The 19,104-nt window shown below is 67.4% G+C and carries 19 protein-coding genes; 3 read left to right on the forward strand and 16 right to left on the reverse strand.

The window, feature by feature from the left end; all coding sequences use genetic code 11:
* Positions 1-26 precede the first annotated feature (26 nt).
* Positions 27-1,712 carry a chloride channel protein gene (locus NUW50_RS05160; protein WP_258287994.1) on the forward strand — a complete coding sequence of 562 codons (1,686 nt, stop codon included), beginning with the start codon at positions 27-29 and terminating at the stop codon, positions 1,710-1,712.
* A gap of 69 nt (positions 1,713-1,781) precedes the next feature.
* On the opposite strand, the gene eno is transcribed toward NUW50_RS05160, so the two are convergent.
* From eno to NUW50_RS05220, 12 genes are all read right to left on the reverse strand, one after another.
* The gene (gene eno, locus NUW50_RS05165) at positions 1,782-3,056 is read right to left on the reverse strand and encodes a phosphopyruvate hydratase (protein ID WP_258287995.1); all 1,275 of its coding nucleotides are present in this window, start codon (positions 3,054-3,056) and stop codon (positions 1,782-1,784) included.
* Positions 3,057-3,083: 27 nt separating this feature from the next.
* Positions 3,084-3,992 (reverse strand): DMT family transporter, encoded by a 909-nt coding sequence (locus tag NUW50_RS05170; protein ID WP_258287996.1) that lies wholly within the window; start codon positions 3,990-3,992, stop codon positions 3,084-3,086.
* 85 nt (positions 3,993-4,077) lie between these two features.
* Positions 4,078-4,500, reverse strand: coding sequence for a Fur family transcriptional regulator (locus tag NUW50_RS05175; RefSeq protein ID WP_258287997.1), 423 nt, complete (start codon positions 4,498-4,500; stop codon positions 4,078-4,080).
* Between the two features lie 111 nt (positions 4,501-4,611).
* Positions 4,612-5,850 carry a YihY/virulence factor BrkB family protein gene (locus NUW50_RS05180; RefSeq protein WP_258287998.1) on the reverse strand — a complete coding sequence of 413 codons (1,239 nt, stop codon included), beginning with the start codon at positions 5,848-5,850 and terminating at the stop codon, positions 4,612-4,614.
* Positions 5,851-5,881: 31 nt separating this feature from the next.
* On the reverse strand, positions 5,882-7,129 hold the full coding sequence (locus NUW50_RS05185; RefSeq protein WP_258287999.1) for a cation:proton antiporter: 1,248 nt from the start codon (positions 7,127-7,129) through the stop codon (positions 5,882-5,884).
* Positions 7,130-7,413: 284 nt separating this feature from the next.
* Positions 7,414-8,832, reverse strand: a complete 1,419-nt coding sequence (locus tag NUW50_RS05190) for a protein adenylyltransferase SelO (RefSeq protein ID WP_258288000.1) — start codon at positions 8,830-8,832, stop codon at positions 7,414-7,416.
* A 101-nt stretch (positions 8,833-8,933) separates the two neighbouring features.
* Positions 8,934-9,380, reverse strand: a complete 447-nt coding sequence (locus NUW50_RS05195) for a GNAT family N-acetyltransferase (protein WP_258288001.1) — start codon at positions 9,378-9,380, stop codon at positions 8,934-8,936.
* A complete protein-coding gene (locus tag NUW50_RS05200; RefSeq protein ID WP_258288002.1) occupies positions 9,377-10,309 on the reverse strand; it encodes a nucleoside hydrolase in 933 nt (310 codons plus the stop codon). Before NUW50_RS05200 ends, NUW50_RS05195 begins: the two co-directional genes overlap by 4 nt.
* 141 nt (positions 10,310-10,450) lie before the next feature.
* The gene (locus NUW50_RS05205) at positions 10,451-11,449 is read right to left on the reverse strand and encodes a Fe(3+) ABC transporter substrate-binding protein (protein ID WP_258288003.1); all 999 of its coding nucleotides are present in this window, start codon (positions 11,447-11,449) and stop codon (positions 10,451-10,453) included.
* A gap of 87 nt (positions 11,450-11,536) precedes the next feature.
* On the reverse strand, positions 11,537-12,526 hold the full coding sequence (locus tag NUW50_RS05210) for an aldo/keto reductase (RefSeq protein ID WP_258288004.1): 990 nt from the start codon (positions 12,524-12,526) through the stop codon (positions 11,537-11,539).
* On the reverse strand, positions 12,523-13,353 hold the full coding sequence (gene mazG / locus NUW50_RS05215; RefSeq protein WP_258288005.1) for a nucleoside triphosphate pyrophosphohydrolase: 831 nt from the start codon (positions 13,351-13,353) through the stop codon (positions 12,523-12,525). Before mazG ends, NUW50_RS05210 begins: the two co-directional genes overlap by 4 nt.
* Before the next feature lie 67 nt (positions 13,354-13,420).
* The gene (locus NUW50_RS05220; protein ID WP_258288006.1) at positions 13,421-14,029 is read right to left on the reverse strand and encodes an outer membrane protein; all 609 of its coding nucleotides are present in this window, start codon (positions 14,027-14,029) and stop codon (positions 13,421-13,423) included.
* Positions 14,030-14,232: 203 nt separating this feature from the next.
* Here NUW50_RS05220 and NUW50_RS05225 point away from each other — a divergent pair, with 203 nt between their 5' ends.
* Positions 14,233-15,393, forward strand: coding sequence for a M20 aminoacylase family protein (locus tag NUW50_RS05225; RefSeq protein ID WP_258288007.1), 1,161 nt, complete (start codon positions 14,233-14,235; stop codon positions 15,391-15,393).
* Between the two features lie 36 nt (positions 15,394-15,429).
* On the opposite strand, the gene NUW50_RS05230 is transcribed toward NUW50_RS05225, so the two are convergent.
* The 4 genes from NUW50_RS05230 to NUW50_RS05245 form a co-directional block, all read right to left on the reverse strand.
* Complete coding sequence (locus NUW50_RS05230; protein WP_258288008.1) at positions 15,430-15,867, reverse strand: hypothetical protein; 438 nt, start codon at positions 15,865-15,867, stop codon at positions 15,430-15,432.
* A 142-nt stretch (positions 15,868-16,009) separates the two neighbouring features.
* Entirely contained in the window at positions 16,010-17,224 is a 1,215-nt protein-coding gene (locus tag NUW50_RS05235) for an NADP-dependent isocitrate dehydrogenase (RefSeq protein WP_258288009.1), read from the reverse strand.
* Between the two features lie 203 nt (positions 17,225-17,427).
* Complete coding sequence (locus NUW50_RS05240; RefSeq protein ID WP_258288010.1) at positions 17,428-17,703, reverse strand: hypothetical protein; 276 nt, start codon at positions 17,701-17,703, stop codon at positions 17,428-17,430.
* A gap of 3 nt (positions 17,704-17,706) precedes the next feature.
* The gene (locus tag NUW50_RS05245; protein ID WP_258288011.1) at positions 17,707-18,360 is read right to left on the reverse strand and encodes an alpha/beta hydrolase; all 654 of its coding nucleotides are present in this window, start codon (positions 18,358-18,360) and stop codon (positions 17,707-17,709) included.
* Between the two features lie 199 nt (positions 18,361-18,559).
* On the opposite strand from NUW50_RS05245, the gene NUW50_RS05250 reads away from it, so the two are divergent.
* Positions 18,560-19,021 carry an Rrf2 family transcriptional regulator gene (locus NUW50_RS05250; RefSeq protein ID WP_258288012.1) on the forward strand — a complete coding sequence of 154 codons (462 nt, stop codon included), beginning with the start codon at positions 18,560-18,562 and terminating at the stop codon, positions 19,019-19,021.
* The last annotated feature ends 83 nt before the right edge of the window (positions 19,022-19,104 follow it).

Here is a 19,104-nt window from a genome sequence, read left to right on the forward strand (position 1 = left end):
CGGCGGGGGAAGGGAATGGAGCAGGCATGGCAGCCAGCGGCACCAAGGTCTGGGTGCGGAGCGTAAGACGACAGGCAAGACGGGCGCTGGTCCTGGCCCGCGCGGCGCGCGACAACGCCCCGGCGCAGGCCCGGTTCTGGCTTGCCGCATTGCTGGTCGGAACGGCCTCGGGTCTCGCCGCCACCGGGTTCCGCTTTTCGATCGACGCCCTGCAGAGCCTTGTCTACGGCGCCTCGGATCACGAGATGCACAGCCTGGCGCCGCTGCTGCCCTGGTACTGGCTGATCGCGGTGCCAACGCTGGGCGGGTTGCTGGTCGGGGTGATCCTGCACCGCTACACGCCGGACGGCCGGGTTCGCGCGGTTGCCGATGTGATCGAGGGCGCCGCGCTGCAGGATGGCCGGGTCGAGCGGCGCGAGGGCATTGCCTCGGCGCTGGCCTCGCTGATCACCCTCGGCACCGGGGGCTCGTCGGGCCGGGAAGGGCCGGTGGTGCACCTGGCCGGGCTGATCTCCAGTGCCGTGGCCGACTGGATGAAGGCTTCGGGCGTGACCGGGCGCGAGCTGCTGGGCTGCGCGGTGGCGGCGGCGGTCTCGGCCTCGTTCAATGCCCCGATCGCCGGCACGATCTTCGCGCTCGAGGTGGTGCTCCGCCACTACGCGATCCATGCCTTCGGGCCGATCGCCCTGGCCTCGGTGGTGGGGGCGGTGATCTCGCGTTCGGTGCTGGGCGATGTCACCGAGTTCTCGCTGGTCCTCAAGGGCGCCGGCGCCTTCTATGCCGAGCTTCCGGCCTATCTGATCCTCGGCCTGGTGTCGGGGGCGGTGGCCGTGGTGCTGATCTGGTCGATCTTCCGGGCCGAGGATTGGGCCGACCGCTGGCAGGAACGTCTGGGCCTGCACAGGGCGCTGCGGCCGATGGTGGCCGGGCTGGGTGTCGGGCTGCTGGCGATCTGGTTCCCGCATGTGATCGGGGTCGGCTACGAGACGACCTCGCGGGCGCTGACCGGGCAGCTGGTGCTGGGCCAGGCGATCGCCTTCGCGGTGGTCAAGGTGATCGCGGTCTCGCTCACGCTGGGTGGCCGGATGGGCGGCGGCATCTTCTCGCCCGCGGTGATGCTGGGGGCGCTGACCGGGCTGGCCTTCGGCCAGATCGCCACCGCCGTCTTCCCCGGCGTCTCCGGTTCCGAGACGCTCTATGCCCTGGCCGGGCTGGGGGCGGTCTCGGCCGCGGTGCTCGGGGCGCCGATCTCGACCACGCTGATCGTCTTCGAGCTGACCGGCAACTGGCAGGCCGGGCTGGCGGTGATGACGGCGGTGGCGATCTCGACGGCGCTGGCCTCGCGGCTGGCGGTGCGCAGTTATTTCCTGACCCAGCTGCTGCGCCGCAACATCCGACTGGCGGCGGGACCGCAGGCCTATCTGCTGTCCACCTTCTCGGTCTCGAAACTGATGCGCAAGAAGGGCGACAAGCGGGCCGCCAGGGAAGAGGCCTGCTGGGAACTGATCGAGGACGGCATCCATATCAACGGCAACGCCACGCTGGACGAGGCGATGCCGATGTTCGAGCGCACCGGGGTCAGCTTCCTGCCGGTGGTGACGCTGGGCGGCGAGGGCGACCCGCCCGAGCTCTGGGGCGCGCTCTTCCATGTCGATGCATTGAAGGCGTTCAACGCGGCGCTGGCGGCGCAGGCGGCCGAGGAACACAGCTAGCCCGGCGCCGCTTTACCTTGAAAATATCCTGCGGGGGTCCGGGGGTGCAAAACCCCCGGCGCGGACCGATTAGCGCAGGATGCCGGTCCCGGCGTATTCCGCCGTCTCGCCCAGCAGTTCCTCGATCCGGATCAGCTGGTTGTATTTCGCCAGCCGGTCCGAGCGCGACAGCGAGCCGGTCTTGATCTGGCCGCAGTTGGTCGCCACCGCCAGGTCGCTGATCGTGGCGTCCTCGGTCTCGCCCGAGCGGTGGCTCATCACGCAGGTGAAGCCGGCGCGATGGGCCATGTCCACCGCCTTCAGGGTCTCGGAAAGGGTGCCGATCTGGTTGACCTTGACCAGCAACGAATTGGCGGCGCGGCGGCTGATCCCGTCGGCCAGCCGGGTCGGGTTGGTGACGAAGAGGTCGTCCCCGACCAGCTGCACCTGGTCGCCCAGGGTCCGGGTCAGCAGTTCCCAGCCCTCCCAGTCGTCTTCCGAACAGCCGTCCTCGACCGAGAGGATCGGATAATCCGAAACCAGCCCCTGGAGATAGGTCACATTCTCGGCGGCGGTCAGGGATTTTCCTTCGCCCTCAAGCTCGTATTTGCCGTTCTTGAAGTATTCCGTGGCGGCGCAATCCAGCGCCAGCATGACATCGTCTCCGGGCCTGTAGCCGGCCTTCTCGATCGCACGCATGATGAAGTCCAGCGCCTCGCGGGTCGAGCTCAGCCCCGGCGCGAAGCCGCCTTCGTCGCCGACCGAGGTGGCATGGCCGGCCTGGGCCAGTTCCTTCTTCAGGGTGTGGAATATCTCCGAACCCCAGCGGACCGCCTCGCGGATCGAGCCGGCAGCAACCGGCATCACCATGAATTCCTGGATGTCGATCGGGTTGTCGGCATGCTGACCGCCGTTGATGATGTTCATCATCGGCACCGGCAGAACCCGCGCCGCCGAGCCGCCGACATAGCGGTAGAGCGGCAGGGCCGAGAAATCCGCCGCCGCCTTGGCCGCCGCGAGGCTGACCCCGAGGATCGCGTTGGCGCCCAGTCGCGCCTTGTTCGGGGTGCCGTCCAGTTCGATCATCATGGCGTCGATCGCCTGCTGCTCGGTCGCGTCGATCCCGACCAGCGCATCGGCGATCTCGCCGTTCACCGCCGCGACGGCATTGAGCACGCCCTTGCCCAGATAGCGGTCCTTGTCGCCGTCGCGCAGTTCGTGGGCCTCATGCGCGCCGGTCGAGGCGCCCGAGGGCACGGCGGCGCGGCCCAGGGTGCCGTCCTCCAGGATCACGTCGACCTCGACGGTCGGGTTGCCCCGGCTGTCCAGGATTTCACGGGCGTTGATGTCGATGATCGTGCTCATTTCGGCTCCCTTTCGAGGTTCGCCTTCCTATAGCGGCGGCATCGGTTCAGGGGAAGGCCGCTGACGCCGGCGCCGCTTGAGCCGGGCCTCGCGCAGCAGGGTGTAGAGCCCCGACAGCGTGACCAGCGCCGCCCCGGCCAGCATCATCGCAGAGGGCCGCTCGCCCAGCACCAGCGCCGCCAGGATCAGGACGAAGACCAGCCTCGTGTAGCGCAGCGGCACCACGACCGAGCTTTCGCCCATGCGAAGCGCCAGGGTCAGGATAAAGTAGAAGCTGACCCCCATCACGACCGCCGCCGCGAGGATCACCTGATCCATCGGCTCGGGCCAGACCGGCGCCTGCCCGCCGAAGATCAGCATCAACAGGCCCGAGGGGATGGTCGTGGCATAGCCCCAGAAATTCAGCGGCATGGTGCCCAGTTCGCGCGGGGCGCGGCGGGTGGCCAGATCGCGGGCGGCGATGCAGCAGACGGCGAGCGCCGACAGGATCATCGCTGGCTGGAAGGCCTCGGACCCCGGCCGCAGGATCATCAGAACGCCGATCAGCCCGACGAAGATCGCGCTCCAGCGGCGCCAGCCGACGACTTCACCCAGAAACAGCGCCGCGCCCAGGGTGGTGACGATCGGCGCCGCCTGGCCGATCGAGGTGACCAGCGACAGGGGCAGCAGCGCCAGCGCGGTGAAGCCGAGCACCTGGGCGGCCATCTCGGCGCCATTGCGGATCAGCACCGGGCGCGAGAGCATCAGCGGGTCGAGCAGACGGTCGCCGCGAATCCGGGCCACGACGAACATGGCCAGGGTGCCGCCGGTGCCGAGAATCAGCAGGATTTCTCCCATCGGCACCCGGTCCAGCAGCATCTTGATGAACAGGTCTTCCGCCGACAGACCGGCCATGGCGGCGATCATCAGCAGGGCAGCGCGGAGATTGTCGTTCATCGGGGAGGCTCCGGGCCTCGCATGTTCGGGCCGAATTTCCGGTTAGCGTGGATGGGTCGCAAGGGCCAGAGGGCGCGGTATCTTCCTAGCCGTCCTCGTCCTTGTCCAGCGGTTCTCCGAACAGCTCCATCCGGTGCCCGGTCAGCCGATAGCCCAGCCGCTGCGCGATGCGTTCCTGAAGCTTCTCGATCTCGGGATCGACGAATTCGATGACCTTGTTGGTGGACAGGTCGATCAGATGGTCGTGATGCTCGCGGTCCGCGGTTTCGTAGCGGGCCCGGCCATCCCCGAAATCGACCCGGTCGAGCAGCCCGTGCTCTCCGAACAGCTTCACCGTTCGATAGACCGTGGCCAGCGAGACCCGGGCATCGACCTTGGCGACGCGGGCGTGGAGTTCCTCGACGTCGGGGTGGTCATGCGAGGCTTCCAGAACCTCGGCGATCACGCGGCGCGGGGCGGTCAGGCGCAGGCCGATATCTGCGCAACGGGAGATGATCGAATGCGGCATCGGACCTCGGCACTGTGCTGGGGGCTTTCCCGGCAAGTTAGGCGAAGCGGGCCACAGGCTCAACCGTTCCCGAAATCCGCGCATCGGCCGCAGCGGCCATGCCATGCCGCTTCAGTCCACCGGCTCGCCCAGGGTATCGGCCTTGACCGCGCCCCGCCGCCCCCGTGGCAGCGCCGGGCCGGTGGTGGTGTCGCGGGCGATCTGGGCCTCGATCTCGCCGTTCAGCTCGGCGCCGATCAGCACCACATAGGCCGAGAGCCAGAGCCAGATCAGCAGCACGATGGCCCCGCCCAGAGTGCCGAAGGTCTGGTTGTAGAGCGCGAAATTGCCCGCATACCAGGCAAAGCCGGCGGTGCCGATCAGCCAGAGCAGGCAGGCCAGCAGCGCCCCGGGCGACAGCCAGGACCAGCGGGCATGTTCGCGCGACGGGCCGAAACGGTAGAGGATGGTCAGCCCGATGATCGTGCCGATCAGCAGGATCGGCCAGCGCAGCGAGTCGAACCAGGTCAGAAGCCCGGCCTCGATCCCGAAGATCTCCAGCACCGCCGGGATCACCACCGTCGCGGTCAGTCCGACGAAGGTGCCGCCGATCACCACCAGCGTCAGCACAAAGGCGGTCAGGCCCAGCCGCAGGAAGCTGCGCTTCTCGTCCTCGTCATAGGCGACGTTCAGCCCCTCGATCAGGCTCATCACCCCGCGCGAGGCGGAATAGAGCGCGATGGCGAAGCTGAAGATCGCCGTCAGGCCCAGCCCGCTGCCGCTGGCATTGGCCACCTGGTTGGTCTGGTTCAGCAGGATCTGTGCCGCTTCGCGCGGGAATATCTCGGAGACCGCGTCCAGCGCCGAGGCGACGTCCACCGGCTCGGCGAAGAGTCCGCCCAGGGCCACCAGCAGGCTCAGCGAAGGGAACAGGGCAAGGATCGCGTAGAAGGCGACTCCGGCGGCGATCAGGCCCAGGTGGTCCTGATTCATCTCGATCCATGTGCGATGCAGGATATGGCGCCAGGCCCGGGGCGGCAGCCGCCAGGGGGAATTGGCGTAGCGGCCCCGCGCCCGGGCCAGCCGGCGGCTTTCGTGCACCGGGCGTTGCGGCGCCAGCGGGGGATGCTCGCCCGGCCGGTCGGCATGGCTGTGGATGATCCCGGCATCCGTTTCGGCATCGGAGGCCGGCCCCTCTTTCCTGAGGCCGCGCCGCGCAAAGGCCCGGCGCACGCCGCGCCTGCCGGCCCGGCCCTCCTCGATGCCGCGCCGGGTCTCGTTGGCGGCGGCCAGCGCGCCATAGAGCGCCGCTCCGGCAATCGCGGCGCCGATCGGGGCGTCATCGTCCTCGGGGTCGTCCGGGCCGCTCATCGCGCGGGCCTCGACTGCCGGGCGGGCATGGCTAGAGCATCTCCGGTTCGCGGGTCACCCGGGCCGCGAGCTGGGCCACGGTCAGGCCCTGGACGATGATCGAGAACACGACGACCATATAGGTCGCGGTCAGGATCAGCGGCTTCCACTCGCCCTCGGGCAGCGACAGCGCCAGCGCCACCGAGATGCCGCCCTTCAGACCGCCCCAGGTCATCACCTGCACCGCCCCGCGCGAAAAGCTGTTGAACGGCCGCAGGATCGTCACCGGCACCCAGACCGAGATCAGCCGGGCGAACAGCGACAGGCCGATGGCCAGCGCACCGGCCTTCAGCGCATCGACGCCGAAGCCGATCGCGAAGACCTCGAAACCGATCAGCAGGAACAGCACCGCGTTCAGCATCTCGTCGATCAGGTGCCAGAAGGCATCGACATAGCGGCGGGTCTCTTCCGACATGCCGTGGCGCGCGCCGATATCGCCGATCAGCAGCCCCGAACAGACCGCGGTGATCGGTCCCGAGACATGCAGCGCCACCGCCAGTTCATAGCCGCCGAATGCCAGGCCCAGGGTCAGCAGCACCTCGAGCGGGTAGTCGTCGATCCGCCGCATCACCCGGAACACCAGCCAGCCCAGCACCAGCCCCAGGACGGCGCCGCCGACCGCTTCCTGCAGGAACAGCCGGCCGGCCTCGGCAAGGCCCGAGGCATGGCTGCCGGCGCTCGGAAAGGCGAGGCCGGCCAGCACCAGGAACACGACATAGCCGACGCCGTCGTTGAAGAGCGACTCGCCGGCGATCTGGGTTTCCAGCGATTTCGGCAGGTCGGTCTGCTTCAGCACCCCCAGCACCGCCACCGGATCGGTCGGGGCGATCAGCGCCCCGAAGACCAGCGCCACCAGCAGCGGCATCCCGGTCAGCCAGGAGAAGGCGCCGCCGACGATGACGGTGGACAGCGCGACCCCGAGCGTGGCCATCAGGAACACCACCTTGCCCTCGTCGCGCAGGTCCTCGACCTTGACATGCAGGGCACCGGCGAAGAGCAGCAGCCCCAGCATCCCCTCCAGCAGCGCGTCGGCAAACTCGATGTCCTGGATGATCCCCCGCGCCGTGGTCGCCAGGCCAAGGCCGGGCGCCAGCCAGCCGAGCAGCATCATCCCGGCCGAGGCGGCCAGCGCCACGATCAGGATGCCGATGGCGGGCGGCAGCTTGAGGAAGAGATAGTTGATCGACCCGAAGGCCCCCGCCAGAACGATCATCAGGGCGGCGAGTTGCAGGATCGTCATGGGTGCTCCGCTTCTGGTCCCCGCAAGTCTAGCGGCTGGCTCGCGAAGCGAAAAGACTTCATCGGGCCCGGACGGGAAGTGATTTGAAGCGCGGCGCAGGGCCTTGCCATGCCCCGCCGGCAAAAGCGGGGACGGGGGGAATGGTGCGTGACATCACCCATCCTGCGGACCGCCACGGGTAGAGAGCGTCATCGCAGTTCGGCAGATCCCGGCGACCTGATGTCACGTCCCGGCACGCCGTTCGGCCCTTGCGGACCCGTCCTGGCCGAAAGGGTCGGCGCCGGTCAGGTTCCGCAGAAGGTCCGGGTGACTTCCTCGTCGGGTCCGGGTGCTTCCCGCAGCCAGGCCGGGGCGCTGTCGGCAAAGGGTTGTTCCAGCGCCGCCGTCAATCTCTCGAAGGGCGCCATGTCCCCCGCGACGGCGGCTTCGATCATCCGCTCGACCTGGTGGTTGCGCGGGATCACCGCCGGATTGGCGGCCCGCATCACCGCCTGCGGGTCGGGCTCGTCCGCCAGCCGGGCCTGCCAGTCGGCCTGCCAGGCGGCATAGTCCTTGCCGTCTTCCAGCCCGGTCGGCCGACCTTCGGCCAGGGCCCGGAAGGTGTTGGTGAAATCGGCACCCGCGCGGGCCATCTGGTCGAGCAGCCGCTGCGCCAGCCCGCAATCGCCGGGCTTCGGCGGCCCGGAAAACCCGAGCTTGGCCGCGAAACGCTGGGCCCAGGCGGCGCTGTAGAGATCGGCGAACCGCTCGATCTCTTCGGTGGCTGCCGGGATCGCCGACTCGCCGCCCATCAGCGGCAGCAGGGACGAGGCCAGTTGCGCCAGGTTCCAGACCGCGATCTGCGGCTGGTTGGCATAGGCATAGCGGCCCTGAAGGTCGATCGAGGAGAAGACCTTGCCCGGATCGTAGCCGTCCATGAAGGCGCAGGGGCCATAGTCGATGGTCTCGCCGGCGACCGACATGTTGTCGGTGTTCATCACGCCATGGATAAAGCCGACCGACATCCAGCCCGCGATCAGCTGCGCCTGTGCCGCGACCACGGCCTGCAAGAGGCCCATCGGGCCTTCGGCCTGCGGATAGTGGCGGGCGATGACATGTTCGGTCAACGCGGACAGCCCCTCGATGTCGTTGCGCGCAACCAGATACTGAAAGGTGCCGACCCGAATATGGCTGGCGGCGACGCGGGTCAGGACCGCTCCGGGCAGGGCGGTTTCGCGCTGCACCATCTCGCCGGTCCCGACCGCGGCCAGCGCCCGGGTGGTCGGCAGGCCCAGGGCATGCATCGCTTCGGACACCACATATTCGCGCAGCACCGGCCCCAGCCAGGCCCGGCCATCGCCACCGCGGCTGAACGGAGTCCGCCCGGCGCCCTTCAGTTGCAGGTCGCGGCGCCGGCCCTGCCGGTCGATCACCTCGCCCAGCAGCACCGCCCGGCCATCGCCCAGGCGCGGAACCCAGCCGCCGAACTGATGCCCGGCATAGGCCTGCGCCAGCGGTTCGGAACCCTCGGCGACCCGGTTGCCCGCCAGGACCTCCAGCCCCTCCCGGCTGGCCAGCGCCTGCGGGTCGAGCCCCAGTTCGTCGGCCAGCCCGGCATTCACCGCCAGCAGTTGGGGGGCCGCCACCGGCACCGGGGCCTGACGGGCAAAGAACCGGTCGGGAAGGCGGGCATAGGAATTGTCGAAGGCGATGCTGAGTGTCATGGCACAGATGTAGGCACCTGCACGGTCCAGCCCAAGGGCAGCGCCGCAAAGTCACGCGCCGGTGTTGCGCCGGGTCCGCCGGTGGCCCGCACCGGGGCGGGTCACAGCCGCCGGGTCATCAGCGTGTGATTGTCGCGCCTTGCGAAACCGCGTCGGGCATAGAAGCTTTGCGCCTTGGCATCGTCGCCCGCCACTTCGAGATGCAGCGCCACCACGCCGCGCGCTGCCAGCTCGGTCGCCAGCGCGTCCAGTGCCTGCGCGCCCATGCCGCGGCCGCGCACCGCCTCGCGGATGAACAACTCGTCGACAAAGGCATCCGGCCCGCCCAGTTCGATCGACCAGCCCATCCCGACAGCGACATAGCCCACCGGCGCCATCTTCGGCCCGATCAGCCAGACCGAGCCCAGCGGCGTGCCGCGCAGCAGGGGTTCCAGCGCCGCGCGGCGGCGCGAGTCGTTGGACTGGATGCCCTTGAATTCGTGATAGGCGGCGATCATCGGCAGGAGTCGCGACAGATGCTCGGCGCCGGCGGGTGTGAGAATGCTCATAGCCTTGCGATCCGGTTGGTGAGAAGGTCGAAGAAGCCCTGCGCCTCGACCTTGCCCATGAACAGTGCATTCGCTTCGCGCCCCGAGACGCCCCACCAGTCGGCAACCGTCATGCCGCTGGTCCAGCGTCCCGTGGTCTCGATCTCGACATTGATCCGGCGGCCCGTGAAGAGCCCGGGCTGCAGCAGCCAGGCGATGACCGTCGGGTCATGCAACGGCCCGCCTTCCGAGCCGTATTTCTCGGTATCGAAACGCTCGAAGAATTCCAGCCACGAGGCCACCGCCGGCCCGACCCGGCCGGCCTGGCGGAACGCCGCGACCCGGGCCGGGGTGGCCAGCGCGCCATGCGTCACGTCGAGCGGCATCACCACCAGGTCGACGCCGGATTTGAAAACGATTTCAGCGGCTTCCGGATCGACGTAAATGTTGAATTCTGCGGCGGGGGTGATGTTGCCGACCTCGAAATAGGCGCCGCCCATCAGCACGATCTGCTGCACCCGCTCGACGATGTCGGGCGCCCGGGTGAAGGCGGTGGCGATATTGGTCAGCGGGCCCAGCGGGCAGAGCGTCACCGTGCCGGGCGGCTCTCGACGCAGGGTCTCGATCAGGAAATCGACGGCATGCCGGTCCTGAAGCGGCATCTGCGGATCGGGCAGGCTGATCCCGTCCAGCCCGGTCTTGCCATGGACATGCTCGGCCGTCACCAGCGCGCGCGCCATCGGGGCGGCGCATCCGGCGAAGACGGGCACATCAACTCTGCCTGCCAACTCGCAGACAATACGGGCATTTTTTGACGTCAGCGGCAACGGCACATTGCCCGCGACGGCGCAGATCCCCAGCAGGTTCAACTCGGGCGATGCCAGGGCCAGAAGGATCGCCACGGCGTCATCCTGGCCGGGGTCGGTGTCGATGATGATGTTGCGGGTCATGGTGCCTCGTTGGGACTCGCCGAGACCCTGCCGCCCCGACGGCGGCTTGTCCAGACGCGAAGCGGGCGGCCCGCTGTCCGGACCGCCCGCCTGCGGATCGCCGCCGACTCGGGGATGAGAGCCGGCCGCGGCCGTGCCCGCTCAGCCGTCGAAATCGACCTCTTCGACCAGCCGCAGCGCGGTGGCCCGATTGTCGGCGATCTCGGACAGGTCGATCCCGTCCGGGGTGAAGCTGCCCCAGCTGCGCACCAGATCCGAGGTCGCGACCCCCGGCACCACCGGGTATTCGGTGACCGTCGAGGCATAGATTTCCTGCGCTTCGGGCGAGGCGAGGAATTCCATCAGCGCCAACGCGGTGTCCGGGTGCGGTGCCGCCTTGGTCATCGCGATGCCCGAGATGTTCACATGGGTGCCGCCGTTCTCGAAGGCCGGAAAGACGATGCGCACCGAATTGGCCCATTCGGTCTGTTCCGGGTCGGCCAGCATCTCGCCCATGTAATAGGTATTGCCCAGCGAGATGTCGCATTCCCCGGCCCAGATGGATTTCACCTGCGCCCGGTCGTTGCCTTCCGGCTTCTTGGCCAGATTGGCCTTCAGCCCGGTCAGCCATTCCTTGGCCGCGGCCTCTCCGTGATGCGCGATATAGGCGCCGACCAGGCCCAGCGTATAGACATGGGTGCCCGAGCGGGTGCAGATCCGGCCCTTCCACTTCGGGTTCACCAGATCCTCGTAGGTCGTTACCTCGCCATCGGCGACGCGCTCCTTCGAGGCATAGACGATCCGCGCCCGCGTGGTCAGGGCGAACCAGTGGCCCTCGGGGTCGCGCAGCGTGGCGGGAATGGCGTCGAGCACGGGGTCCGAGACCGCCTGCGTCACCCCCGCCGCCTTGACCTCGGCCAGCCGCGAAATATCGACCGAGAGGACGATATCGGCGGGCGAGCGGTCGCCCTCGGCCACCAGTCGCTCGACCATGCCGCTGTCGAGAAAGGCGACATTGGTGGTGATGCCGGTCTTTTCGGTGAACGCATCAAGCAGCGGCTGGATCAGGGCCGGCTGCCGGTAGGAATAGATGTTGACCTCGTCCGCCCATGCCGGAAGGGCAAGGGCGGTGAGGGCCGCGGTCAGTAGAACTCGGGTCATGTCAGGCTCCAGTTATCGCGCCGGTTAAACCTGAGTCTTTTGGTTGGGTCAATACCTGACTGTGTTTGTCGGAATATTGCCCCCCGGTCAGCTGTAGCGTTCGGCGCCCCACCATTGCTGGTAGGAATAGCGATCCCCGAGGCACCAGCCGACCGGGGCCAGGCGCTCGATCTCGTCAAGTTCATCGGCGGTCAGGCCGCGCCGGGCGCCTTCGATCATCTGATCCAGATGCGCGATGGAGCGGGTGCCGGGAATCGAGAACATCGTCGGCCCCTGTTCCAGCGTCCAGGCCACCGCCAGCCCGGCCAGGCTGAGCCCGAGATCGGCGGCATAGCTGCGCAGCGGCGCCAGATAGGCGATGTTGCGGGCCAGGGCCTCGGGCTGGAACCGGGGATTGTCCTTCATGAAGAAGTTCGCGGCGGCGAATTCCGGCGTCGGCGGGGTATCGGTCAGCAGCCCGCGCCCGACCGGCGAGAAGGCGACCAGCGCGGTGCCCAGCCTTTCGCAGGCCTGGCGCAGCCCCAGATCGGGGGCGCGGGTCTGCAGCGAGTATTCCGACTGCACGGCGGCGATCGGCTGAATCTCGGCGGCGGTCAGCAGCGTGGTGGGCGCAACCTCGGAGAGGCCGACCGCCTTGGCCTTGCCGGACCGGACAATGCCCTGCAGGGTTTCGGCCAGTTCCTCGACCGGGGTGCCGGGATTGCGGCGATGCGCATAGAAGACATCGACGGCCTCGACATTCAGCCGCTTCAGGCTGCCCTCAAGCTCGCTCATCAGATGTTCGGGGGCGTTGTTGAAGGTCCGGTTGCCCTCGGAATCGCGGCTGATGGTCGCCTTGGTCGCGATGTGGAACGGATTGCCGTTTCGCGCGATCCAGGCGCCGATCCGGGATTCCGAAAGCCCCTGGCCGTAGACATTGGCGGTATCGAGATGGCGGATGCCGCGATCGGCCAGCGCCGACAGCATCGCATCAGCGCCGCTGTCATCGACATCGCCCCAGGCATTGCCCAGCGACATGGCGCCATAGCCGAGCGCCGGAAGGTCAGGTCCGTTGGGGCCGAATTTGCGGGTTCTCATGGCATTTCCTTCGTCGTTGTTCCTGATTTCTCGGCGGCCTTCGCGGCGTCCCACAGGGCGTCCATCTCGGCCAGGTCGCTGTCGGCGGGGGTCTTGCCCCGCGCGGCCAGCGCCGCTTCGATGGCGCGGAACCGGCGGGTGAACTTGGCATTGGCGGCGCGCAGCGCGGCCTCGGGGTCGATCCGCAGATGTCGGGCCAGATTGGCGGCGACGAACAGGAAGTCGCCGAATTCCTCGAATATCTCGTCCTCGCCCAGCTTCTCGCGGGCCTCGACCAGTTCGGCGGCCTCTTCGGTCAGCTTGTCCAGCACCTCGTCGGTCGATGGCCAGTCGAAGCCGACCCGGGCCGCCCGGTTCTGCAACTTGACCGCCCGCAACAGCGCCGGCAAGCCCTGTGCCACCCCGTCGAGCACGCCCCCTTCGGCACGTTTCGCCCGTTCCTCGGCCTTCAACCGCTCCCAGTCGCGGGTCTGTTCCTCGGCATTGCGCGGCCTGGCGTCGCCGAAGACATGCGGGTGCCGCGCGACCATCTTGTCCGAGATCGCCCGCGCCACATCGGCAAAGTCGAAGTGCCCGGCTTCCTCGGCGATCCGGGCGTGAAACACGACCTGGAACAGCAGGTCGCCCAGCTCGCCGCGCAGTTCGTCATGGGCGCCGCGCTCGATCGCGTCGGCGACCTCGTAGGCTTCCTCGATTGTGTAGGGGGCGATGGTGGCGAAGCTCTGTTCCACATCCCAGGGGCAGCCGGTCTCGGGGTCGCGCAGCGCCGCCATGATGCGCAGCAGCCGCTCGACGGGGCTGCCGTCTTGATCTTGCAGATCGGTCATCCTTGTTCCTTCGGACAGCAAAAAGGCCCGGCCGGAAGCCGGGCCTTTGCCAGTCTGTCACAGTGCTTCAGAACTTGAAACCGACCCGCAGGCCAAGTGTCTCGGGATCGGCATCAAGGCCGCTGCCCGAGAGGTCTCGCTTGGAGTAGTCGGCGCCGAGGAACACCCGGTCCGAGACCTGGTAGTCCAGGCCCAGCCCGTAGTTGACGCCGTCCAGATCGACCGATCCCGTCGCGGTGTCGAGATTGGCGGTCGAATAGCCGACCGTGATATAGGGCAGGGCGCGCCCGATCGTGTAGCCGAGCCGGGCCCGGAGATCGATCGAGTCGGTCAGCTCGGTCGATGGCGTGCCGGTGAGGGTCATGTCGTTGAGCCCGGTATAGGACAGCTCGCCACCATAGACGAACTTGCCGTTCTGCAGATTGTAGCCGGCAAAGCCGGAGACGCCGTCGCCATCGTTGAAATCGGTGCGGGTGCCGTTCTTGAGGCTGCCGGTGGACTGGGCATAGCCGAGACCGGCATAGAAGCCGCTCCAGTCGGTGATCGGGGCGGCCGCGGGGACCGGCGCCACGGGGGCTTCCTCGACCACAACCGGGCCGGGACCACCGGCGAACAGCGGAGTGGCAAGAAGCACCGGGGCCAAGGTGGCACCGAGTCCGAGATAACGGGTAATCATGTCAGTTCCTTTCGTGCAGTCACGCCCGGTGGTTGAGTCCGGGCACTTGCAGGGGAGTAACTGGGCACGCCGGGGCGGCGTTCAATAGCGCCTCACGAAGCTGGCAACAGCCAGCCGATGCGCGGCAGTTTCCCGCCGAACGATTGGGGATTGCAGTGCCGGTCCGCGGCGCCCAGAAAGGCCCGAAGCCGGGAGTCTTGCCGATGCCGATCCTGAACAGAATTGCCGCCCTGGGCCCCGAAATGGCCGAATGGCGCCGGTATCTGCACCGGATTCCCGAGATCGGCTTCGATCTGGACAGGACCGCCGCCTATGTCGCCGCGCGGCTGGCCGAAATCGGGGTCGACTCGCTGCATACCGGCATTGCCCGAAGCGGGATCGTCGCGATCATCGAAGGTCAGGCGCCGGGGCCGACGATCGGGCTGCGCGCCGACATGGACGCGCTGCCGATCCACGAGGAGACCGGCGCCAGCCATGCCTCGACGACGCCCGGCGCGATGCATGCCTGTGGCCATGACGGCCATACCGCGATGCTGCTGGGCGCCGCGAAATACCTTGCCGAAACCCGGGCCTTCCGGGGCCGGGTGGCGCTGATCTTCCAGCCGGCCGAAGAAGAGGGCAGCGGCGCCAGGGTCATGATCGAGGACGGCATTCTGGAGCGGTTCGGGATCGAACGGATCTTCGCGCTGCACAATGCGCCGGGGATGGAGTTCGGCACGGTGATGACGGCGCCGGGGCCGATCATGGCGGCGGTGGACACTTTCGAGATCCATGTCACCGGGCGCGGCGGTCATGCCGCGATGCCCGATGAGACGGCCGACCCGATCCCGGCGCTTTCAGCGATGGCCTCGGCGATCCAGTGCATCGTCTCGCGCAACCACCATGCGTTGGACGCTCTGGTGGTCTCGGTCACCCAGATCCACGCCGGAACCGCCTTCAACGTGGTGCCCGGCACCGGCTGGCTGGGCGGCACGGTACGCAGTTTCGATCCCGCGGTGCAGGGCATGGTCCGGCGTCGGCTGGCCGAGATTGCGGTCGGGCAGGCGGCGGCATTCGGGCTGACGGCGCGGCTCGATTACCATGTCGGGGACCCGGCCACGGTGAACGACGCCGCCGAGGCCGCCTTCGCCACCGAGGTGGCGCGCGAGGTGCTGGGCGAAACGGCGGTCGATGGCGCGGCCGACCGGCAGATGGGGGCCGAGGATTTCGGGCATTTCCTGGAGGCCCGCCCGGGCGCCTATCTGTTCCTGGGGCAGGGGCCGGGCGCCGGGCTGCACCATCCGGCCTATGATTTCAACGACGAGGTCGCGCCGATCGGAGCCAGCCTGCTGGCGCGTCTGGTCGAACGGGCGCAGCCGCTGTAGGCGCCGGCTCGTCCGGGCCACGGGTCCCCGGTGCCGCTATCTCAGCTTCCAGGTGAAGTTGATCATTGCCTTCTTGTCCTTGACCGACATCGACCCATTGACCCGTGCGCCGCCGCCGATCGCCAGGCCGGGTTCCTTCTTCAGGATATCGACATACCACTTGTCCATGCCCTTCTGCCATTCCGGCACGGCCTTCTTGTCGGCCGGGACATAGGTCTTCAGCATCAGACCGATCGACCTGGCGCTCTTGTCGGCTTCCTTCTGGCAGAGTTGATGCAGGCCCTTCAGCTTCAGGTCGATTGCCTTCAGGCGTTTCGGATCGGTCTTCTTGTCCTTGGCCGCCTTGGCCTTTTCATCGATCAGTTTCCGGGCCTCTTCGGTCGTCTTCTTGGTTTTCTGGGCGAGTTTCTTGACTTCGGCCTGGATCGACTTCTTGGCGCCGTCCATCTGCTTCTTGTCTACCGGGGCAGCCATCGGATCCTCCCTGATGCGCAGGTTGCCCTTCTTGCATAGCAGAGCTGCCGCGACCGGTCATTAACGTAACGTCAACTGGCCGGCCAAAAGCAGAAGGGCGCCCGTTTCGGGGCGCCCTCGATCGGTTCGGCCTTGTCCGGGGTCAGCCGCCCAGGGCCTTGCTCAGGTTGCTGTCCACCTTCTCGAGGAAGCCCTCGGTGGTCAGCCATTTCTGATCGGGACCGACCAGCAGCGCCAGGTCCTTGGTCATGTCGCCGGCTTCGACGGTATCCACGACGACCTTTTCCAGCGTCTCGGCAAAGCGCATCAGCTCGGCGTTGTCGTCCAGCTTGGCGCGGTGCTTCAGCCCGCCGGTCCAGGCGTAGATCGAGGCGATGGAGTTGGTCGAGGTCGCCTCGCCCTTCTGGTGCTGGCGATAGTGGCGGGTCACGGTGCCATGCGCCGCCTCGCTTTCGACCACCTTGCCATCCGGCGTCATCAGCACGCTGGTCATCAGGCCCAGCGAACCGAAGCCCTGCGCGACGATGTCCGACTGCACGTCGCCATCGTAGTTCTTGCAGGCCCAGACATAGCCGCCCGACCATTTCAGCGCCGAGGCAACCATGTCGTCGATCAGACGGTGTTCGTAGGTGATGCCCTTGGCCTTGAACTGGTCGGCGAATTCGGCGTCGAAGACTTCCTGGAACAGGTCCTTGAAGCGCCCGTCATAGGCCTTGAGGATGGTGTTCTTGGTCGAGAGATAGACCGGCCAGCCGAGGTTGAGACCGTAGTTCAGGCTGGCGCGGGCAAAGTCGCGGATCGAGTCGTCGAGGTTGTACATCGCCATGGCGACACCCGAGCTGGGCGACTGGAACACCTCGCGTTCGATGGTCTCGCCGTCCTCGCCGACGAACTTGATCGTCAGCTTGCCCTTGCCGGGGAAGCGGAAATCGGTGGCGCGATACTGGTCGCCGAAGGCATGACGGCCGACCACGACCGGCTTGGTCCAGCCCGGCACCAGGCGCGGCACGTTGTTGCAGATGATCGGCTGGCGGAAGATCACCCCGCCCAGGATGTTGCGGATCGTGCCGTTCGGGCTGCGCCACATCTCCTTGAGGCCGAATTCCTCGACCCGGGCCTCGTCCGGCGTGATCGTGGCACATTTCACCCCGACGCCGACTTCCTTGATCTTGTTGGCCGCGTCGATGGTGATCTGGTCATTGGTGCGGTCGCGCTCTTCGATGCCGAGATCGTAGTAGAGCAGGTCGATGTCCAGATAGGGCAGGATCAGCTTCTTCTTGATGAAGTCCCAGATAATCCGGGTCATCTCGTCGCCGTCGAGTTCGACGACCGGGTTGGCGACTTTGATCTTGGTCATGGGCATACTCCGGGGCTTGGAAAGCTGGTCTGAAACAGGGGGTGAATCGTTCGGCCTAGGCCATAGCCGAAAAGCGGGGGCGGGGGAAGGTATGCGACTGTATACAAGCGTCGCAGCCGGCAATCCACGCGCCTCGACGGCCCGGAAGCCGATCGCTGCAAGGGGCGTGGGGGGCTTTGCTGCTGCGTCCGGGCGGGACCGCGTCAGTTGGCGAGGTTCGGATCGTCTTCCAGAACGCTTTCGGTCGAAACCACGACTTCGCCCTTTTCCCGACCCGCGATGATCCGGCCCAGAAGGTCATCGGCCCGGTCGGCGGCGCGCAGGATGCGCAGCGCGGTCAGGTAGGCCTCCTGCAGCGTGGTCGAGGTGGCGCCGATGGCCTTGCCGATCTCGTCCGGAATCGTCGGGTCGCCGAACCGCTTCTCGGCCTCGATCGCCCGCTTGGCGAGATCCTCGCCCTTTTCCTCGAGCAGTCCCATGCGTCAGCGACTCGATTCGGTCAGCCGACGGCGGACATAGCTGTCCACCGAGCCGATCATCTGTTCCATATGCGGGTCTTCGAAGAAGTGCCCGGCGCCCTCGACCTCTTCATGGGTGATCGTGATCCCCTTCTGCTCGTGCAGCTTGCCGACCAGGGTGCGGGTATCCTTCGGCGGCGCGACCCGGTCGGCGGCGCCGTTGATGATCAACCCGGACGAGGGGCAGGGGGCGAGGAAGGAAAAATCGTACATGTTCGCCGGCGGCGAGACGCTGATGAACCCGGTGATCTCGGGCCGGCGCATCAGCAGCTGCATGCCGATCCAGGCGCCGAAGGAGAACCCGGCGACCCAGCAATGCTTGGCGTTCTGGTTCATGCTTTGCAGATAGTCGAGCGCCGATGCGGCGTCGCTGAGCTCGCCGATCCCCTGATCGTATTCGCCCTGGCTGCGCCCGACACCGCGGAAATTGAACCGCAGTACGGTGAAGCCCATGTTGTAGAAGGCGTAGTGCAGGTTGTAGACAACGCGATTGTTCATCGTGCCGCCGAACTGCGGATGCGGATGCAGCACGATCGCGATCGGCGCGTCCTTGGCCTTCTGGGGATGGTAGCGGCCCTCGAGCCGGCCCTCGGGGCCCGGAAAAATCACCTCGGGCATAAGTCCCGGTTCCCTCCAGCAGCTGGCCCGGCAATTCTTGACGAATTTGCTCAGGCACCTTAGAAACATTCTAAACCGCCCGTCGGACGGTCTTTGCCTCGCGGTGAGGTAATGGGCATGGCGGGCATCGTCAATGGTTTCGCGGGTTTTCTGCGGGCAATCGCCCAGGGAATCACCCGGAACGGGTCGGGGCGTAGGTATGAAGCTGAGCACCAAGGGACGCTATGCGATGGTGGCGCTGGCCGATCTGGCGATGCAGCCGGGCGAGGCGCTGGCCTCGCTGGGGGACATCTCCAAGCGCCAGGACATTTCCTTGCCCTATCTCGAACAGCTCTTCGTGAAGCTGCGCCGCGCCGGTCTCGTCGACTCGGCCCGCGGTCCGGGCGGCGGCTACCGGCTGGCGCGGCCGGCGTCGGAAATCCGGGTCGCGGATGTGCTGGCGGCGGTGGACGAGACGGTTTCGGCCATGCATTCCGGCGCCGGGGCCAGTGGCGGGGTCTCGGGCACCGAGGCCCAGGCGATGGCGAACCGGCTCTGGGAAGGTCTCTCGGCGCATGTCTATGTCTATCTGCACCAGGCCCGGCTGTCGGATGTGATCGGCGATGCGCTGGTGCCCTGTCCGGCGGTGCCGTCGCTGTTCGAAGTGGTGGACGAGACGTGAGCCTGCCCGCGGATCATCATGTGCCGAGGGCACCGGCACGCCTTCCGGGGTATCCGCCTGCGGCGGATCGCCTCCGGCGGGAG

Origin of the sequence: Frigidibacter sp. ROC022 (genome assembly GCF_024723735.1) — a bacterium.
GTDB lineage: Bacteria > Pseudomonadota > Alphaproteobacteria > Rhodobacterales > Rhodobacteraceae > SLM-1.